Origin of the sequence: Aeromonas sp. HMWF016 (assembly GCF_963878195.1) — a bacterium.
Classification (GTDB): Bacteria; Pseudomonadota; Gammaproteobacteria; order Enterobacterales; family Aeromonadaceae; genus Aeromonas; species Aeromonas lacus.
In genome coordinates this window covers 47,543-64,783 of sequence record NZ_CAWNWX010000111.1, presented here as the reverse complement: position 1 = coordinate 64,783, position 17,241 = coordinate 47,543, and the positions used below count along the sequence as shown (strand labels likewise).

General features: G+C 57.2%; 16 protein-coding genes and 1 tRNA gene. 8 read left to right on the top strand and 9 right to left on the bottom strand.

Annotation, left to right across the window (positions count from 1 at the left end):
* Positions 1-38: 38 nt before the first annotated feature.
* A complete protein-coding gene (locus AACS24_RS18875) occupies positions 39-257 on the bottom strand; it encodes a DUF7661 family protein (RefSeq protein WP_033135155.1) in 219 nt (72 codons plus the stop codon).
* Between the two features lie 626 nt (positions 258-883).
* Here AACS24_RS18875 and AACS24_RS18870 point away from each other — a divergent pair.
* On the top strand, positions 884-2,065 hold the full coding sequence (locus tag AACS24_RS18870; protein WP_108571642.1) for a M28 family metallopeptidase: 1,182 nt from the start codon (positions 884-886) through the stop codon (positions 2,063-2,065).
* A 176-nt stretch (positions 2,066-2,241) separates the two neighbouring features.
* Here AACS24_RS18870 and AACS24_RS18865 read toward each other — a convergent pair whose 3' ends face one another.
* On the bottom strand, positions 2,242-2,850 hold the full coding sequence (locus AACS24_RS18865) for a short chain dehydrogenase (protein ID WP_043818848.1): 609 nt from the start codon (positions 2,848-2,850) through the stop codon (positions 2,242-2,244).
* Between the two features lie 105 nt (positions 2,851-2,955).
* Between AACS24_RS18865 and AACS24_RS18860 the strand changes: the two genes are divergently transcribed.
* From AACS24_RS18860 to AACS24_RS18845, 4 genes are all read left to right on the top strand, one after another.
* The gene (locus tag AACS24_RS18860) at positions 2,956-3,834 is read left to right on the top strand and encodes a LysR family transcriptional regulator (RefSeq protein WP_108571641.1); all 879 of its coding nucleotides are present in this window, start codon (positions 2,956-2,958) and stop codon (positions 3,832-3,834) included.
* Between the two features lie 611 nt (positions 3,835-4,445).
* Complete coding sequence (locus tag AACS24_RS18855; RefSeq protein ID WP_033113043.1) at positions 4,446-4,823, top strand: hypothetical protein; 378 nt, start codon at positions 4,446-4,448, stop codon at positions 4,821-4,823.
* A 215-nt stretch (positions 4,824-5,038) separates the two neighbouring features.
* Positions 5,039-5,944: a Gfo/Idh/MocA family protein gene (locus AACS24_RS18850; RefSeq protein ID WP_108571640.1), complete on the top strand. Its 906-nt coding sequence runs from the start codon at positions 5,039-5,041 to the stop codon at positions 5,942-5,944.
* A 166-nt stretch (positions 5,945-6,110) separates the two neighbouring features.
* Positions 6,111-6,851, top strand: a complete 741-nt coding sequence (locus tag AACS24_RS18845; protein WP_108571639.1) for a hypothetical protein — start codon at positions 6,111-6,113, stop codon at positions 6,849-6,851.
* Between the two features lie 64 nt (positions 6,852-6,915).
* Here AACS24_RS18845 and AACS24_RS18840 read toward each other — a convergent pair whose 3' ends face one another.
* From AACS24_RS18840 to AACS24_RS18830, 3 genes are all read right to left on the bottom strand, one after another.
* Positions 6,916-7,266 carry a TusE/DsrC/DsvC family sulfur relay protein gene (locus tag AACS24_RS18840; protein WP_005347582.1) on the bottom strand — a complete coding sequence of 117 codons (351 nt, stop codon included), beginning with the start codon at positions 7,264-7,266 and terminating at the stop codon, positions 6,916-6,918.
* 24 nt (positions 7,267-7,290) lie between these two features.
* Positions 7,291-9,444, bottom strand: coding sequence for a YccS family putative transporter (gene yccS, locus AACS24_RS18835; RefSeq protein ID WP_108571638.1), 2,154 nt, complete (start codon positions 9,442-9,444; stop codon positions 7,291-7,293).
* Between the two features lie 164 nt (positions 9,445-9,608).
* A complete protein-coding gene (locus tag AACS24_RS18830; protein ID WP_005338308.1) occupies positions 9,609-10,265 on the bottom strand; it encodes a Bax inhibitor-1/YccA family protein in 657 nt (218 codons plus the stop codon).
* Between the two features lie 208 nt (positions 10,266-10,473).
* On the opposite strand from AACS24_RS18830, the gene AACS24_RS18825 reads away from it, so the two are divergent.
* Positions 10,474-10,561, top strand: a tRNA-Ser gene (locus AACS24_RS18825).
* 114 nt (positions 10,562-10,675) lie between these two features.
* Here AACS24_RS18825 and ulaR read toward each other — a convergent pair.
* From ulaR to ulaG, 4 genes are all read right to left on the bottom strand, one after another.
* Positions 10,676-11,434 (bottom strand): HTH-type transcriptional regulator UlaR, encoded by a 759-nt coding sequence (gene ulaR, locus AACS24_RS18820; protein ID WP_108571644.1) that lies wholly within the window; start codon positions 11,432-11,434, stop codon positions 10,676-10,678.
* Positions 11,435-11,531: 97 nt separating this feature from the next.
* Entirely contained in the window at positions 11,532-12,404 is an 873-nt protein-coding gene (locus tag AACS24_RS18815) for an L-ribulose-5-phosphate 3-epimerase (RefSeq protein ID WP_108571637.1), read from the bottom strand.
* 14 nt (positions 12,405-12,418) lie between these two features.
* The gene (locus AACS24_RS18810) at positions 12,419-13,243 is read right to left on the bottom strand and encodes a Cof-type HAD-IIB family hydrolase (RefSeq protein ID WP_108571636.1); all 825 of its coding nucleotides are present in this window, start codon (positions 13,241-13,243) and stop codon (positions 12,419-12,421) included.
* Between the two features lie 119 nt (positions 13,244-13,362).
* A complete protein-coding gene (gene ulaG / locus AACS24_RS18805; protein ID WP_021229099.1) occupies positions 13,363-14,430 on the bottom strand; it encodes an L-ascorbate 6-phosphate lactonase in 1,068 nt (355 codons plus the stop codon).
* Positions 14,431-14,942: 512 nt separating this feature from the next.
* Here ulaG and AACS24_RS18800 point away from each other — a divergent pair.
* Together AACS24_RS18800 and AACS24_RS18795 are read left to right on the top strand one after the other, a co-directional pair.
* Complete coding sequence (locus AACS24_RS18800) at positions 14,943-16,694, top strand: PTS ascorbate-specific subunit IIBC (protein WP_108571635.1); 1,752 nt, start codon at positions 14,943-14,945, stop codon at positions 16,692-16,694.
* A 44-nt stretch (positions 16,695-16,738) separates the two neighbouring features.
* Complete coding sequence (locus AACS24_RS18795) at positions 16,739-17,215, top strand: PTS sugar transporter subunit IIA (protein WP_108571634.1); 477 nt, start codon at positions 16,739-16,741, stop codon at positions 17,213-17,215.
* Positions 17,216-17,241 lie beyond the last annotated feature (26 nt).

Here is a 17,241-nt window from a genome sequence, read left to right as displayed (position 1 = left end):
GAACCATGGCGTTGCCGATAAGGCTGCAAGCGGGCGAGTTACTCGATACGCACCACATCGGGGTGGGCGGCGCTGGCGGCTTCGTGATAGATATCGTCAAGCCAGCGCGGGATCTCATCCTCGGTCAGAAAGTCGGGAATAATCACATCGCGGATGCGCGAGTATTTGCGCTCGGGCAGGCTGACGTTAAACAGCAGCCACTGCTCCCCCTCCCGTTTTACGCCAACCAGTCGGCCAAAGACGCTGAATATCATCATGCCGTGCTCCTTCTCATGCTGTTGCCTTGCCGCGCTCTGTTATCCCGTTTTAATACGGAACCTGCCTGTGTGAGCAAGGCATAACGCGACCGCCACCATGGATTCCTGCTTCCGAGATACCTGCTTCCAAAATGCTCCCCTTGACCCGCGAGGGCCGCAACCCATCGCAGTTCAACAGGTTCTGAGTGGCCATGGTAAGCCAAACGAAACTGTCGAGGTGAGCCTTAACCTGATGTAACCATCAGAAACAACGCGTTTTATGACCGCTATCAAACTCTTCTTGCTCTGCGACCTTGCCGCCAACCGGACAGTGATCGGGCGCTGGCTGCTGGCCATCCTGTGGCTATGGCCGGGTGCAGGAACCCCTCAGATTGTTTCTCTGGTGCAACGCATAACCGATCGGCTGTTGCGCAGGTGGAACAATCAAGGGACGGTGCGGGCAGGGCCACAGGGGCGGGGAGGGAAAAGCAGGAGGTAAAACCCCCGGCTGGAGCGCTTTACATCAGGTGGTGCCATTTGGTGAAGGGAGTGGTCGATTTAACGGCAATGGGTGACTAGACTAGCTTGGTCTTCTTATGAGACCCATTAAATCTATTCACTGTTGACCATAACCGGAAGGATCCGAAATGAAAGCGATGACTGCAGCCCTTTTACTCCCCCTGTTTCCCCTTGTCGTTCAGGCGGGTGCGCCCGTGTGGATCACGATTGGGGCCGATAGCGGGGTTGAACTCAAGCAGGTCAATGCCAAGCTCTCCCCCCTGTTCAGTGCCAGCGGGGCGCCCATCCAGCTGGCCCAGATTGAGGCAAGCGAGCTTGGCTCCCTCTCGCACCTGATGCACGAAGGCCACCAGCGCTGCGGTGGCTATGTGGTGCACACAACCCTGGCCGATGCGCTGCAGAGCATGGCCCAGCCCCTCAGCCAAAACCTGTTCAGCGCAACGCCGTTGACCCAGGGGGCCAGTGTCAACCGGCTGCTGCCCCATCTGGATCAAGGCAATATCGCCAGCACCATCAGCAAGCTATCCGGTTGGCGCAACCGCTACTACACCACCACTACCGGCACGCAATCCGCCGACTGGGTGGCCAGCCAGTGGCAGAGCCTCGGCAGCACCCTGCCATGGGCCAGCGTCAGCCGGGTCAAACATAGCGGCTACCCGCAACAATCGGTGGTGCTGACCCTCAAGGGGAGCCGCTATCCGGACGAGGTGGTGGTGCTCGGCGGCCATCTCGATTCCACCGCAGGCTCGGCCCCCAACAGCAAGACGCTGGCCCCCGGCGCTGATGATGACGCCTCCGGCATCGCCACCCTGACCGAGGTGCTGCGGGTCATCGCCGAACAGGGCCGCCAGCCGGAGCGTACCCTGCAATTTATCGGCTATGCCGCAGAGGAGGTGGGTTTGCGGGGCTCCAAGGATATCGCCAGCCGCTACAAGGCGGCCAACACCAAGGTATTGGCCGCGCTCCAGCTGGACATGACCAACTACAAGGGCTCGGCGAACGACATCGTCTTTATGACCGACTACACCGACAAGGGGCTGACCGGCTATCTCACCCAGCTGATCGATGCCTACCTGCCGCAAGTCAGCTATGGCTATGACAGCTGTGGCTATGGTTGCTCGGATCACGCCTCCTGGCACAATCAGGGCTACCCCGCCGCCATGCCGTTCGAGTCACGCTTTAGCGAATACAACCCCAGGATCCACACGGCGCAGGATACGTTGCAAAACTCGGATCCCTCGGCTGGCCAGGCTCTCAAGTTTGCCCAGCTGGCGACCAGCTTCGCCGTTGAAATGGGCAAGATAAACTGAGTCACAGGCCGTTGCGCAAGCCAAAAGGAAGGAAGTTTCGACTTCCTTCCTTTTTTCTATCTTCTGTGCGGCTTTGCCCCCCCGCCATGCAAAAAGCCCCGAGAGCGGGGCTTTCGGGGAAGAGGAAAAACATCGACAAGGAATTACCAAGGCATTGGGGTCACACCTGAACCGGATCAGGCATCGACATAGAGCACCTGACCGCTAATAAAGCCATCGACGGAGCGCTCAAATGCCTTGCCGACCAAAGCGCCCGGCACCGGCTGGAAGCCCGGCATCATCTCGCCATATACGTCCCACGCCTCTTCCAGTACGGTCGGGTTGACCACATTGATGCGAATGCCACGGGGCAGCTCGTGGGCCACGCACTGGACAAAGGTATCGATGGCACCGCTGGTGGTGGCATCGGCAATGGCCAGCGGGATCGGCTTGATATTGAGGATGCCGGAGATCAGGGTGAAGGAGCCCCCCTGATTGATGTAGTTGAGGCCGACATTGACCAGATTGATCTGCCCCATTAGCTTGCTCTGGATGGTGGTTTGCCACTGCTCGTCGCTCATCTCGCCAAAGGGGGCGTATTCGCAATAGCCAGCGGTATTGACCACCGCATCGAAGGAACCCACGTTTTGGTAGAGCCGCTCGATGGACTCTCTGCTGGTGATATCCACCTGAAAATCACACCCCTCGCCGGAGCGGCTGGCGGTGATCACTTTGTGCTTGCCCAGACCACTGAGGGCGGCTTGCCCCATTTTCCCCTGAGCACCAATCAGAATGACAGTTTTCATCGTTAACCTCGCTTTGCTGGAAGAGCTGCAAGGTTAGAGAGCCACTGATACAATGTAAATCATGGGTGATTTGTATGTGATACAACTTAAATTGGTGAGGTAAGGGTGGAGAAGATCGATATCAGGCAGATGCGGGTGCTGGTGCTGCTGGTCAGATACAAGAGTGTGTCGCGGGTGGCCGAGCTGCTGGAGATCTCCCAGCAGGGGGTGAGCAGCCATCTGAAAAAGCTGCGCGATCTCTTTCCCGCCGAGCTGTTTATCCGCCAGAGCGCCGGGTTGCAGCCGACCGATTACGCCTGCGATCTGGCCGCCAGGTTCGAGCAGATCCTGGCCGACATCGACGGGGTCTTTGTGGCAGCTCCCTTCGATCCCGCCAGCAGCCAGCGCACCTTCAGGGTGATGGCCAACGAATATGCCCAGCTCGCCATTATCCCAAGGTTGGCGAGCGCCCTGCGCACTCAGGCGCCCTCCATCCGGCTCGATGTGGTGGACTTTCAGGCCGAACTGCATCTGGAGGCGCTGGCCAGCGGCGAGGTCGATCTGGTGATTGGTTTTGATGCCTATCTCGACCCGGGGTTGCTGCGCGCCACCCTGCGCCGGGATCACTACTGCTGTGTGCTGCGCCGCGACTCCCGATATCTTCCGGGCAACACCCCGCAGGATATGGCGGCTATCCCCTTTGTGCAGTTCGCCAACAGCGTCGGCAATTTCGAAGGGCAGATGAGCCCGCAGCAGGTCGCCAGCACGGCGGTGGCGACGCTCCCCTGTTACACCTCGCTGCAAGCCTTTATGTCGGTCAATGACGTGGCGGCCTGCATTCCGTCGGCCATCGCCGCCCTCGGGGATTTTCGCACCGTGGAACTGGCCGGGGCGCCGCAGCCGTTTGAGGTGGTGGTCGGCAGGCATCGCAAAAGTCAGGGCAATCTGGCCATCGAGTGGCTGGCCGAGGTGATCAAGGCCGCCACCCCGCTCGCTTCCGCCTGATCGCACAACATGCGTTTGGGCCGGTGAGGCCGGTTGAGGGAAAACCCTAATCCGGCCATCACCTGCCATCCTGTTCAGCCCCATCCCACCATTTCTCCTGCTCGGCCAATCCCTTGTAACCCAGTCGGGCGAGCGCTGCTCGCCCCTGCCTGCCAACCGCCGCTGCCAGCCCAGCCCTGATTTTTGCGCAGGTGAAACATTAATCTCTTAAAGCGTTACATAGGTGAAATAATTGGCCGCTGGCATGAGCGAACCCAAGGGAGAGGGGGGAGGCAAATCGTCCCCCCGATCACCAGATAACAGAGGCAAAAGAGGCAAGGGGAGTCTGCCCGAAGGCCAGTAGAGATAGGGTCTGCCGCCGATGGGCTGGTTGGCTGAAAAGCGCGTCCGGTGCGGGCTGGATACTCCCATGAAATATCTGGTTACACACTTCCCGCCCTATTGATTGAATAGTGATTGAATACCGGGAGACGGGATGTGAAGATGCGCGCCACTCGCCTCGGCGAGACCCCTATAACAAGCGACGGCGGTGAGGCTGGCGGCAGACGCTCCGGCCACCACCGCGGCGAAAACCGGGGCCGGGATGGCCTCATTTTGTGAGTTCAGGTTCCATGAAAAAACTGTTTCTGCTGTTGCCCGCTTTGCTGCTGACTGCTTGTGCAAGCAGCGTGACCTCTGTCGACAAGACCAGCCCGCAAGGGCGCAAAGTGGTTATTGGCCAGTTCCCGCCCAAGCCGGAGAACAACTGCACCCTCAAGCACAACGAAGAGATGCCGATGAACCTGCTGGAACGCTACAGCACCGCCGGCATGCTCAGCTCCTACATGAACAACAGTGAGGAGAGTCTCAAGGTCGCCGACGCCAAGCAGGCTAACTATGTCCACATCTATCTGCCGGCCCAGAAGATGCTGTTCGGGGTGATCGATCTCAACTACAACGACAAGCCGCGCATCACCTACTACGACTGCCAGTCCCTGAAAGGGCTGTAACCGGCAGATGCCCACAGGCCGCCATTGGCTGGCCGGGGAGGCAAGGGATGAATCGACAGGGGCGACCGGCGGGTCGCCCCTGCTGTTTTTGGTGCCGCCGATGGAGGCGGCGAAAGGGGAGTGCTACCCTGTCGGCCAGTTTGCATTGCCGGGTTGCCGCAAGAGTCGTTGCCGCACCCCCTTCACACGCTTGCCAGATAAAACAAGGAGTTGTCATGCGCATTGCCATGATTGGTCTGGGGGATATCGCCCAGAAAGCCTATCTGCCGCTGCTTGCCAGCGATGAGCGGATCACCCCGCTGCTCTGCACCCGCAATCCATCGGTGCTGGAGAAGCTGGCCCGTCAGTATCGGGTCGCCGAGTGCTTTACCGATGTGGCGGCCATGCTGGCCAGCCGTCCCGACGCCGTGATGATCCACGCCGCTACCGCGGTGCACCGCGAGCTGGCCGAGCAGTGCCTGCGCGCCGGCATCCCCACCTTTGTCGACAAGCCGCTGTGCGACAATCTGGCTGAAGCGGAGGCGCTGGCCAACCTCGCCATCGCGCAAAATTGCGCCCTCTTTACCGGCTTTAACCGCCGCTATCTGCCCGCCATGGCCGAGGCCCGCGCCCAGCCGCTCACCGAGCTTAACTGGCAGAAACACCGCTTCGCTCTGCCCGGCAAGGCGCGGGATTTTATGTTCGATGACTTTATCCATGTGCTCGACAGCCTCTGCTTCTATGGCGGCGTGCCGGACGGCGACTTTCATGCGGTCTTGCGCCCCTGTGCGCAAGACAAGAGTCTGCTGGCCGGGGTAAGCGTCAGCTGGCAGAGCGGCGATCGCGCCATCAGCGGCAGCATGAACCGCAGCGCCGGGATCACCGAGGAGCGCATCGATGCCTACGGCGACAATCTCTCTCTGCACCTTGAGAACTGCACCCGCGGCATCATCGCCCGCGACAAGCAGGCCGAGATGCTGGCCCCCAACGACTGGCAGCCGGTGCTGGCCCAGCGCGGCTTTGCCGCCATGCTGGAGCACTGGTATCAACAGATTGAGTTGGGCCGTGCCGATAGTGAGCTGATCGCCTCCTACCTGCATGGTCACCGGCTGGCGGAGCAGCTGGTGGCGCTGGCTGTTTAACGAATAGAGGTGGAACAATGACAACTACCATGCTGAGTGATATGACATCCTTGGTAGTTTTATTGCACTGGCAAGAATCATATTCCATATCGGACAGAATACTTGGTTCTTTGTTACACTCAAATTCATCTCAAGGTGAATAAAAGTTATTATTCGAGGCGGTGTTATGGGATGGGATATTACTTATCACCCAATCAGTAAAGAAGAAGTTCATTCAATTTATTTTAAAGGTCTGCAAGATCTTGAGCATTACAAGACCATTGCTTCGCAATTTGGAATGGATGATTTTTATACTGAACAATTAAAGTCAAGATTCGCAGAAGCGAGAACTATCGAAAAAGATTTGCCTTTTAACAAAGGTCATGCCTTTTATATAGCAATTATTTCTGGGTTTTTACGAAAACATCATTACCTCAGAGGAGCTGCATTTTCATTTTTAGCTGATGATAAATTAATGTCACGCTATGTTAGTGACTGGAAACAATTAGTGCCAGAAGATTTTAAAAACTGCGTATTTGATAATCGCCTGACAGAAAATTACTGTGGAGGTGTTTTCTTGTCCAACGAGGCACTGAAAGCATTACGCAGTGATTACAGTTGTAACTCTGCAGTTCGTGACAAACTGGACGATATTTTTTCTCATGGTCGTCTGGATATATTTTGGCGTGCAGTTGATGACGCTATAGAAAATGACCTGGCACTGGTTGAGGCGACAGAAATAGTTGAGCCGAATCCACTAGATTTGAACTCAACTCGCAGTTTGACAAATTTATTTAATTGTTATCCTGATGGAGCCTTGCTGTATGCAGAGGCGAGCCTTGAACAACTTGCTCAGATAGAAAGTATGACTGAGCCAGTAACACAAGAAAAAAAGAAGGGATTCTTTGCAAGGTTGTTTGGTAGATAAATGGCTTTTTGTTGCCAACAACGAATGGAATGGGCGGTGATTTTGCACCGCCCGCTTTATGGGATCAGATGCACTTCACCGGTTTGGGCAGGCCGCCAATCTTGGTCGCCTGCTTGGCTGGGCCTTCCGGGAACAGCTTGTAGAGGTAGCGGCTGTTGCCCTTTTCGGGGCCGTACTGCTTCTCCATCGCCTTGACCAGTGCGCGAATGGCGGGGGAGGTGTTGAACTCCAGATAGAAGGCGCGCACAAAGCGTACCACTTCCCAGTGCGGCTCCTCCAGCTCGATCCCCTCCTGCGCGGCCAGCACCAGCGCCAGCTCCTCGCTCCAGTCGTTGCTGTTGAGCAGGTAGCCCTTGGCATCGGTCTCGATGAGTTGGCCGTTGAATTCCAGCTGATGTTTTTCGGACGCAGACATGAGGGCTCCTCGCTAATGGGGCTATCAGGATTGGGCGGGCATGGTAGCGCCTTGATCCCCGGTGAGCAACCGGCTCTCGTTGGCCAGATGCAGCAGCTGATCCGCCAGCTCGCTGATCAGGTTGAGCTGCTGGGTCAGCATCAGCTGCTCCTCGCTGCTATCCGGGCTGATCACCGGACACTGACCACCGATGGAGCTGGATGGGTTGCCCGCCAGATGACCGGCGGCCTGCTCAAGGGTGTGGCAGATGTGGTGGCGCACCTCATCCAGCCCACTGATGGCCTCCAGCTTGTCGCGATGAGCCCCCAGCGCCGAGATGTAGGAGAGCAGGGCGTGGTTACGCCAGGTGAGGGTAAAGCAGAGATCGAGGAAGCGGCGGCGCTTTTGCGGCTCTACCAGCATGCTTTGCCAGGCGGTGGCCAGCTCGCTGTCCGCCAGATGGGCGCTTTTGCGCGCTACCCGATAGTCGATGGACTCGTCCCGCTGCTGCTTGAGGCTTGCCAGCACCGCCGAGAGGTAGCGGGCGTTGGCCGAGAGCGAATTGGCGATAAGCGTTGGCAGCCGTTTGTACTGCCAGTCCGGCCAGAGCCAGGCCACCAACCCGTAGGAGATCAGGCAGCCGAGCAGGGTATCGAGCAGCCGTGGCCCGAGAATGGCAAAGCCGATCCCATCGAGCAGGTTGAACGCCATCAGCACGTAGAGGGTGATAAAGCAGACCGCGGCGCTGTAGTTGTTGCGCACCTGGGTGAAAAACAGGAAGGCCGCCAGCCCCATCACCACCAGCTGAACGTGCAGCTCGGGGAAGAGCCAGAGTACCGGAATGCCCACCAGAATACCGGCGAAGGTGCCGAGCATCCGCTGCACCAGTCGGCGGCGGGTGGCGCTGTAGCTGGGCTGGCAGACAAACAACACGGTCAGCAAAATCCAGTAGCCCTTCTCCAGGTCAAAGGCTTGCAGTATGCCGTAGCCGATCACCAGCCCCAAGGATAGGCGCAGCGCGTGGCGAAACACCATGGAGTGCAAGGTGAGGTGCTGCTTGAGCTGGGTCAGCAGCGGCAGGCGGGGCGGCCGCGCCAGCGCGGGCAACTCCTGTTCCGGCTGCTCGGGGTTTTGCAGCACTTCGGCGCTGCCGAGCAGCTGGTTGATGCTGGCCAGATTGCGGCGCAGGAACTTCATCGGCGTCAGCAGGGTTTTCGGGTAGTGCTGCTTGAGATTGGTGAACTCCAGCTGATCGCCCAGGGCCTCCAGCGTCCAGTGAATGCGCTTGTTATGGGCGTAGGGCTTGTGCACCAGAATGGCGTAACCGAGCCGCTGGCACGCCTCGGAGAGCTGCAGGAACACCTCCTGAAATCCTTCCAGTACGATGCCCTGCTTGAGCTCCGCTTCCAGTCGGCTGTAGGGGTAGTGGCTGGAGGTCGCGCGTTCGTGAATTTCCAGCGCCAGCAGATAGAGACGCAGCAGGCTGGCAAGCTCGGGGCTCGCTGGATGGCGGCGGCTCAGGCGGGCATTGAGGGCCGACTTGGTGAGGGTCAGGGCGCTCACCAGATTGATGTTGAGCTGGGCTAGATTGTGGCGAATGGCCTGGGCGCCGTGCTCGTCCGCCGGGAAGAAGCGGGATTTTTCCAGCAGGTAGCGGCCAAGGGCGAAGTAGCTCTGGGCCAGCTGCTCGTGCAGGGTTTTGTAGGGCAGCAGCCAGAGCCAGATAAACGAGACCAGCCCGTACCAGAGGGCGCCAGCGCCGAGCGCCAGCGGCTGGTAGAAGAGATCCGGCGCCTTGGCGGCGCCCAGCATGGTGTAAATGGCGATCAGCAGCGAGCCGAAGCTGATGGTGGCGTAGCGTGCACCGAGCGCCCCCACCATCACGAAGATAAAGGTGGAGCTGGCCAACCCGATGGCAAACAACCAGGGGGTGGGGTAGAGATACTGCACGCACAGGGACGCAAACATGAAGCAGATGAGCGTCATGGCGAGGTTTTTGAGCCGTCCCCACAGGCTGTCGTCGGTTTCGGCGATGGCGCCCGCCACGACCCCGAGGGAGAGCAGTACGGTGAGCTGGATATTGCCTGTGGCCAGGGTGAAGGCGAGCAGACCGAGAATGGCCAGCAGCACCTTGAGGGCGAAGTAGATGTGACTATCGGTCAGCAGTCGGCGCAGCAGGCCAGAGAGATCCATCGGCATGAAACAGGAACAACCCTTGAACGAAACGAGGGCAGGATGTTACCCCGCCAAGCGAGAAGCGGCCCTGATTTGGATCAGGGCCGCTTCGCATCATATCCTTGATTTGCAACTTATCCTGACAGAAACAGGAGCCAATAAAAACCCCGCCGAAGCGGGGTTTTTGATTAGTTGCGGTTGCCGCCAAGCAGGCTCAGCAGGCTCAGGAAAATGTTGTAGATGGAGACATACAGGGTGACAGTGGCTGAGATGTAGTTGGTCTCGCCGCCGCGCACGATCTGCTGGGTGGTCAGCAGGATGGCGCCGGAAGAGAACAGCATGAACATGGCGGACAGAGCCAGGCTCAGGGCGCTCATCTGCAGGAAGATGTTGGCAATCATGGCCACCAGCAGTACCCAGAAACCGACGAACAGCATGCCGCCGATAAAGGAGAGGTCACGCTTGGTGGTCAGGGCATAGGCCGACAGACCGAAGAAGGTGAGCGCGGTGCCGCCAAGGGCAGTCATCACGATCTCGCCACCACCATTGTTCATGTACATGTTGATGATGGGGCCCAGGCTATAGCCCAGCAGACCGGTCAGGGCGAAGGTGAAGACCAGCCCCATGCCGTTGTTGCGATTCTTCTCGGTCAGGAACATCAGACCGTAGACACCGATCAGGAACACGGCCCAGTGCAGCGGCGGCATGTTCATCACGGTAGCGACCCCCGCCACCACGGCAGAGAAGCCCAGAGTGAGGGAGAGCAGCATATAGGTGTTACGCAGCACCTTGTTGGTATCGCGTACGGCACTTTGGGTGCCAGTGTAGATAGAACGGGTATCCATCTTGGGTGTCCTCTTGATGTCCGGGTGAGACGGCGAGCAGCCGCCTCGTGATCGCTGTTTGTTACTGCATGTTTACGCATTGTATGTAGAACAAATAGGGATGACGAGGAACAATTTCAAGCCACCTGCCATTTTGCTCCCGCACACTATCCCACAGGAAATATGTATTGCATATGAACAAGCGCTTGACGTAGTATGCTCGCCGTTCGGAGGGGTGGCAGAGCGGCTGAATGCACCGGTCTTGAAAACCGGCGATGGGCGACCATCCGTGGGTTCAAATCCCACCTCCTCCGCCATATTCAAAGAGAAAGCCCAAGCGGTCACCCGCTTGGGCTTTTTTGTATCTGCGGTTTCTGGCCGAAAATGGCCTTGAAAGAAGGCGCCTACAAAGCGCCCCAGCACTTTATGTCCTAGACCAGAATGACCTGCACATTTTTGGCTTTGATCTGCTCGATGACCTCTTTATCCGCATCTTTGCCGGTGATCAGAATGTCGATCTTGCTTGCGGCGCAAAACAGCATGCCTGCCCGTTGTCCCACCTTGCTGCTGTCGGCCAGTACCACCAGTCGGCCGACGTGGTTGAGCATCTTCTGCTCCGCCATAGCGGTCAGCATATCCATCTTGTAGAGACCATCGGCGGTCACGCCCTTGCCGCTGGTGAACATCCAGTGCCCGGCATAGAGGGAGGAGATCTCGTCCTGCGGTGCCAGGGTGATGGATTGTGACTTGTTGTATTGACCCCCGATGATCACCACGCCGTCATGGTCATTCTCGATCAGGTAGTTGGCGAGCGGGAAGTAGTTGGTGATGACCTGAACATCCTGTCCGCAGATCTCCTGACCCAGCACGAAGGCGGTGGAGCCGCAGTTGATGACCGCGCTTTCCCCCGGTTTGATCAGGGCTGCGGCCACCTGGGCGATACGCACCTTTTCGCTGTGATTGAGGCTTTCATTGCTGTCGAGAGGAGACCAGTGGGTCTTTCTGGCCTGCATCAAGGCTTCGGCGCCGTTGCGCACCTTGCGCAGCTTGCCGGAGTCATTGAGCTTGTTGATATCGCGGCGAGCAGTAGCCGGAGAAATATCAAAGGCTTGCATTATGCTGTTGACCGACAGATGACGTTTCTGATTGAGCAGTTCCAAAATGGCGTTATGGCGATGTGCTTCTGTCATATCATGCCTGATGATGATTGAATCTGATTGGATGGTGATTATATCGCGCATAGGTGTGGATGACAGCAACCTTGTTAACTCTTCTGATAACGGGCGTTCAGGCGAGCGCCAGACCGGCTTGCCGAGCGTGTTCGGCCAGTCTCGCCTTGGCCGTTTTCAGGTTGCTTGCCCACTCTTCATCCTTGGCCCACATCTCCAGCACCATGGGGCCGTTGTAACCGATTTTTGCCAGGGTGTGGAAAATGGCGGCAAAGTCGACCTCTCCTTCGCCAATGACCAGATCACGGAACTGCCCGCTGCAATTGGCCGTTACCTTGCGGGTGTCTTTGAGGTGGATCTGCACGATATGGTCTGCACTCAATTGCAGCTCGGTACAGGTGTCATAGTTCCAGCCGGTGATATTGCCGACATCCGGGTAGGCCATGAAGTAGGGAGAGGGGAGCTGCTTTTTCAGCACCTCGAATTTGCTGAGGGAGTTGAGGTAGGGGGTATCCATGATCTCGACACCCAGCATGATGCCTGCCCGCTCAGCCATCTTGGCTGCCGCCTTCATCCCATCGATGAAGTGATGGTGGGTCTCGTCGCTTTGGGGTTCGTAATAGACGTCGTAGCCTGCCAGCTGGATGCAGCGAATGCCGAGTTTGTAGGCCAGATTGATCGCTTTTTCCATGATGATGGCCGCTTGCTCGCGGATGGCTGGATCGTGCGAACCGAACGGAAAGCGGCGATGGGCGCTCAGGCACATGGAGTGTAACGGCAAGCTGTGCTGCTCGCACAGTCGTCTGAGCCGATAGATTTCGCTATCTGACCAATCGAGCCGTTGCAGTTTTTCATCTGATTCATCAATGGATATCTCGATGAAATCAAAGCCAAGCTCCTTGGCCGACAGAATTTTCTCTTGCCACTCCAGTGCAGAGGGCATCGCCTTTTCATAAAGGCCGAGGCGAAAGGCATGGTCAAAGTGATGCATACAAGCTCCTGCATTCAGATAGGAAAATAGTGGTTCAATACCTCGAGGATCCCGCCCTCGTCGTTGCTCTCGCAGGTGACCCGGTTGGCCATCTGCTTGACCTCCGGCTCGGCATTGGCCATGGCGATGCCCATCCCCGCAAGGCAGAGCATGGAGGTGTCGTTGTGGTTGTCGCCGATGGCGACCAGTCGTGCCGGGCTGATCCCTTGCTGGTCCAGATAATCCTGCAGTCGCGCTCCCTTGCTGTTGCCGCGGCGGGCAAAATCGATCCGATTGGCCCATGACTGCTCGCCATTGAAGTGTTCGCGTACCCAGGGGTGATGTGAGAAGGCCTGAATGGCGGTGATCTCTCCCTCTGCCACGAACTTCCAGACATGGCTGCTGTTGGCCAGCTCCTCTTCAAACGAGTGAACTGCTGCCACCTGTGGCTGGATCGGCGGCGCAAAGCCGTTGGCCCACTGCTGCAGGGCGGCCATGTAGCGCACCGGCTGATGAGCGGAGTAGACCATGCGGTCAGTGACATACATGACGAGGTTGAGCCGGTGATCCCTTGCCAGCGTGATAAAGCGTTGTGCCAGCGCATGGGGAATGGCGTTCTCTGTCAGCACAGCACGTTGGTCGTAGTCGTAAACGTAGGTACCGTTGCAACAGATGATGGGAGTGTTCAACCCCAGTTCGTGGTGATAGGGGTGGGCGGCCGTGTGGTGTCTGCCGGTAACCAGCATGACGGTGGCCTGCTCCTTGATCCTCATGATGGCTTCTTTGACGGCCGGCATGATGGTGTGAGCATTGGTCAGGGTGGTGCCATCGAGATCGAGGGCCAGGGCGTGATAGCGCATCGTCTGATCTTCTTGTTATCCGGTGAGGTGGGGGCAATAGAGGGGGTGATTGAGATGACGCCTTGCTGGCCCATCTCCATCACCATCCCTCGCATTACCCGACGTATGACAGGGCGTGCTTACAAGAAGGATTTGTAAGGCAGCTCCGGCTCGTCGATGAAGATGTCATCAAAGCCGCGCGGGTGCTGGTAGTGCAGCTTGCTCTGGTCAGTCGGGAAGGTGTACTTGCCACCGACTTGCCAGAAGAAGGGGCTGAAGCGATAGCCGAGGCGATCTTTTTTCATGTTCCAGAGCACTTCGATCTCGCGGGGATCGCTTTGGAAGTTGGCCCAGATATCGTGATGGAACGGGATCACTACCTTGGTGTTGAGGGATTCCCCGGCGCGCAAGATGTCTGAGGAGGTCATCTTGTCGGTCACACCGCGCGGGTTCTCGCCATAAGAGAGCAGCGCCACATCGATCTGGTAGTCATTGCCGTGCTTGGCATAGTAGTTGGAGTAGTGAGAATCACCCGAGTGGTAGAGGTTGCCCCCGGATGTCTTGACCAGATAGTTCACTGCCCGATCATCCATGCCATCCAGAATGCTCTTGTCGGTGGAGGAGACCCCCGCCGGCAGGGTGACCAGCGCGGTACGGTCAAAGGCATCGAGTACCTGGATCACGATATCGCCCACCGGGATCTCGTCACCTACGCGGGCCACCACGCAACGCTCGGCAGGCACCCCCCAGCGCAACCAGAGGTCGACACAGGCTTTCGGGCCGATGAACTTCACATGCTCACCACAGTTTTGCAGCACGGCAGCCGCCACATTGACGTCGATATGGTCGGCATGATCGTGGGTAGCGAGCACTGCATCGATATCTTTAATCCCGAAAGGATCGAGCACGAAAGGTGAGGTTCTCAGGTTGGGTTGCAGCTTGCGCACGCCCCCCATCCGCATCATCTGGTGCTGCTTGTTCATGTAGGGATTGCCATGGGTTCGCTTGCCCGTGCCGCACCAGAAGTCGATGGAGATGTTGGTATTGCCGGCAGACTTCAGCCAGATACCGGTGCAACCCAACCACCACATGGCGAAGGTATTCGGTTTGACCTCTTCCTGCTCAATCTCTTCATTCAGCCAGGTGCCCCACTCGGGGAAGGTGCTGAGGATCCACGATTCACGGGTGATTTCTTCAATCTTGCTCATCTCACATACCTTTCTGATTTGGATGGTTCACACAGTGGTGATTCATCGGGTGATGACATGACTTGCATGGTTGCGAGTCAGTGATTTGCTTTGATTGGTTGTGACTATATTACTCGCTTTTGTGATTATCAATGATTGTGGTGATTGTTTTGTGAGATTAATGGCGGCATATCACAATCAAGAGATGATCATGTTTTTAAGTGATTGTATTTATTGGGTTTACTTATTTTTCGCCTATTTGTAGGGATTCTTTGAATCCTTTCATGCAGCTTTGAGTACCCTTTTAACCTAAATTTCACATCCGGATGGTGGAAAAAAGAGATTCTCCCGACCTCGATCTTCATCACAATAAATCACCATGTGATTATGTATGATTATTTTGGATTTGATAGTGAGTGGTGACAGTTGAATCTGCTCGCGGGGCGTCAGGTAAAGCAATGCCCATATGAATGGTGAGATGTCCGCACCAATCCAATAGCCATGAGTTGTCCTCATCTGGACGGAGCATAAATATGGAAACCCTCTACAACGCTTTTTACATCTTTTACAGTCAGGTGATGACCAAGGCACCCCTGCTGTTGGGGCTGGTGACCTGTATTGGCTACCTGTTGCTCAAGCAGGATGGCACGACGGTCGTCAAGGGCACCGTGAAGACCATCGTCGGTTTCATGCTGGTGCAGGTGGGCGCCAGTACGCTGGTGGCAGGCTTCAAGCCGGTGGTGGACAAAATTGCGGAATATCATCACCTCACCGGTTCAGTGATTGATCCCTACACCACCATGATGGCGACCATGGAAACCATGGGAGAGAACTACTCCTGGGTCGGCTATGCGGTATTGCTGGCCCTTGCCCTTAATATTCTGCTGGTGTTGCTGCGGCGCTATACCGGGATCCGCACCATCATGCTGACCGGCCACATCATGTTTCAGCAGGTGGGTCTGATCGCGGTCTTCTATATGGTGATGGGGGCCTCGATGTGGGAAACCATCCTCTATTCCGCCGTTATCATGGCGCTCTATTGGGGGATCTCCTCCAACATCATGTTCAAGCCGACTCAGGAAGTAACCGGCGGGGCTGGGTTCTCCATCGGTCACCAGCAACAGGTCGCCTCCTGGATTGCCACCAAGGTGGCGCCGAAACTGGGTAACAAGGAAGAGAGCGTCGATCACCTGAAGCTGCCAAAGTGGCTGCACATTTTCCACGACAGCATCACGGCGACCGCCATCGTGATGACCATCTTCTTCGGTATCATCCTGCTCTCGTTTGGCCTCGATAATCTGCAACAGATGGCGGGTCAGACTCACTGGTCCATCTACATTCTCGAAACCGGTCTCAAGTTTGCGGTCGCCATTCAGGTCATCGTGGTAGGGGTGCGGATGTTCGTTGCCGAACTCTCCGAGGCCTTCAAGGGGATCTCCGAACGGGTCATTCCCAACGCCGTCCTGGCAATCGATTGCGCCGCCATCTACGCCTACTCGCCGAATGCCATGGTCTTTGGCTTCATGTGGGGGGCTATCGGTCAGTTCCTTGCTGTGCTTGCCCTGCTGGCATTCCAGGCGCCCATCATGATTATCCCGGGCTTTATTCCCATGTTCTTCTCCAACGCCACCATAGGGGTGTTCGCCAACCACTTTGGCGGCTGGCGAGCGGTGATGAAGATCTGCTTCGTCATGGGGATCATTGAGGTGCTGGGCTCTGCCTGGGCTATCCACCTGTTCGCGGTCAATGGCACCAGCTTCAACGGCTGGATGGGGATGGCTGACTGGGCGCTGGTATTCCCGGTGATCATGCAGGGTCTCTCGCTATCTTCCCTGTTCTTCGTGGTGTTACTGGCCGGCGCCGGGCTCTATATGTACTTCGCTTCCCGCACCCTGCGGATGGAAGAGGATATGGCTGTCCCGAGTGTCGCCGTGGCAGAAGAAGCGGCTGATCTGCCAGCCTCGCCAGCCGAGAGTGCCAAAGGGGGACATGCAGTGCGGATCCTGGCGGTATGCGGCAACGGTCAGGGTTCCTCCATGATGATGAAGATGAAGATCGGCAAGTTTCTCGAACAGCGTGGCGTGCCCCATGTCATGGACTCCTGCGCCGTGGCCGATTACAAAACCAAGCTGCAGACCACCGACATCATCGTCTCTTCCAAGCATCTGGCCGGCGAGATGAGCCCCGGTGAGGGCAAATTCGTGCTGGGCGTGCAGAACATGCTCAACCCCAATTCGTTTGGTGATGAACTGCTGGGCATCATCAAGAACAACTTTGCAAATTAAGCCGATGAGCCTCGCGGCATGTGGCCGCGGGCAAGGAGAACAAGATGAAATTCAAACAATCTCTGATGGAAAACAACTCTGTATTGCTCAATGCGGCCGCCAGCGACTGGCGCAGCGCCATCAAGCTGGGCACCGACATGCTGATCCGCTCCGGTGCCGTGGAGCCGGGTTACCATGATGCAATCATCGGCAGCATTGAAAAGATGGGGCCCTATATCGTGATTGCCCCCCAATTCGCGATGCCCCATGCGAGGCCGGAGGATGGAGTCAATCGCACGGCGTTTGCACTGGTCACCCTGACCACGCCGGTGAAGTTTGAGGGGGAAGAGGAGCCGGTGGACGTGCTGGTGACGCTGGCGGGCAGCACCTCGGATGAACACATGGAGGGGCTGATGGAGGTGACTCAGGTGCTGGAGGATGAAAACAGCGAGAGCGGGATCAACCTCGAGAAGCTGCGAGCGTGCCAGAGCACCGCAGATGTATTCAACGTCATTGATCAGGCGCTGGCGCAAGTGGTCTGAGGCACCCAACGCGGCCCCGCAAGGGG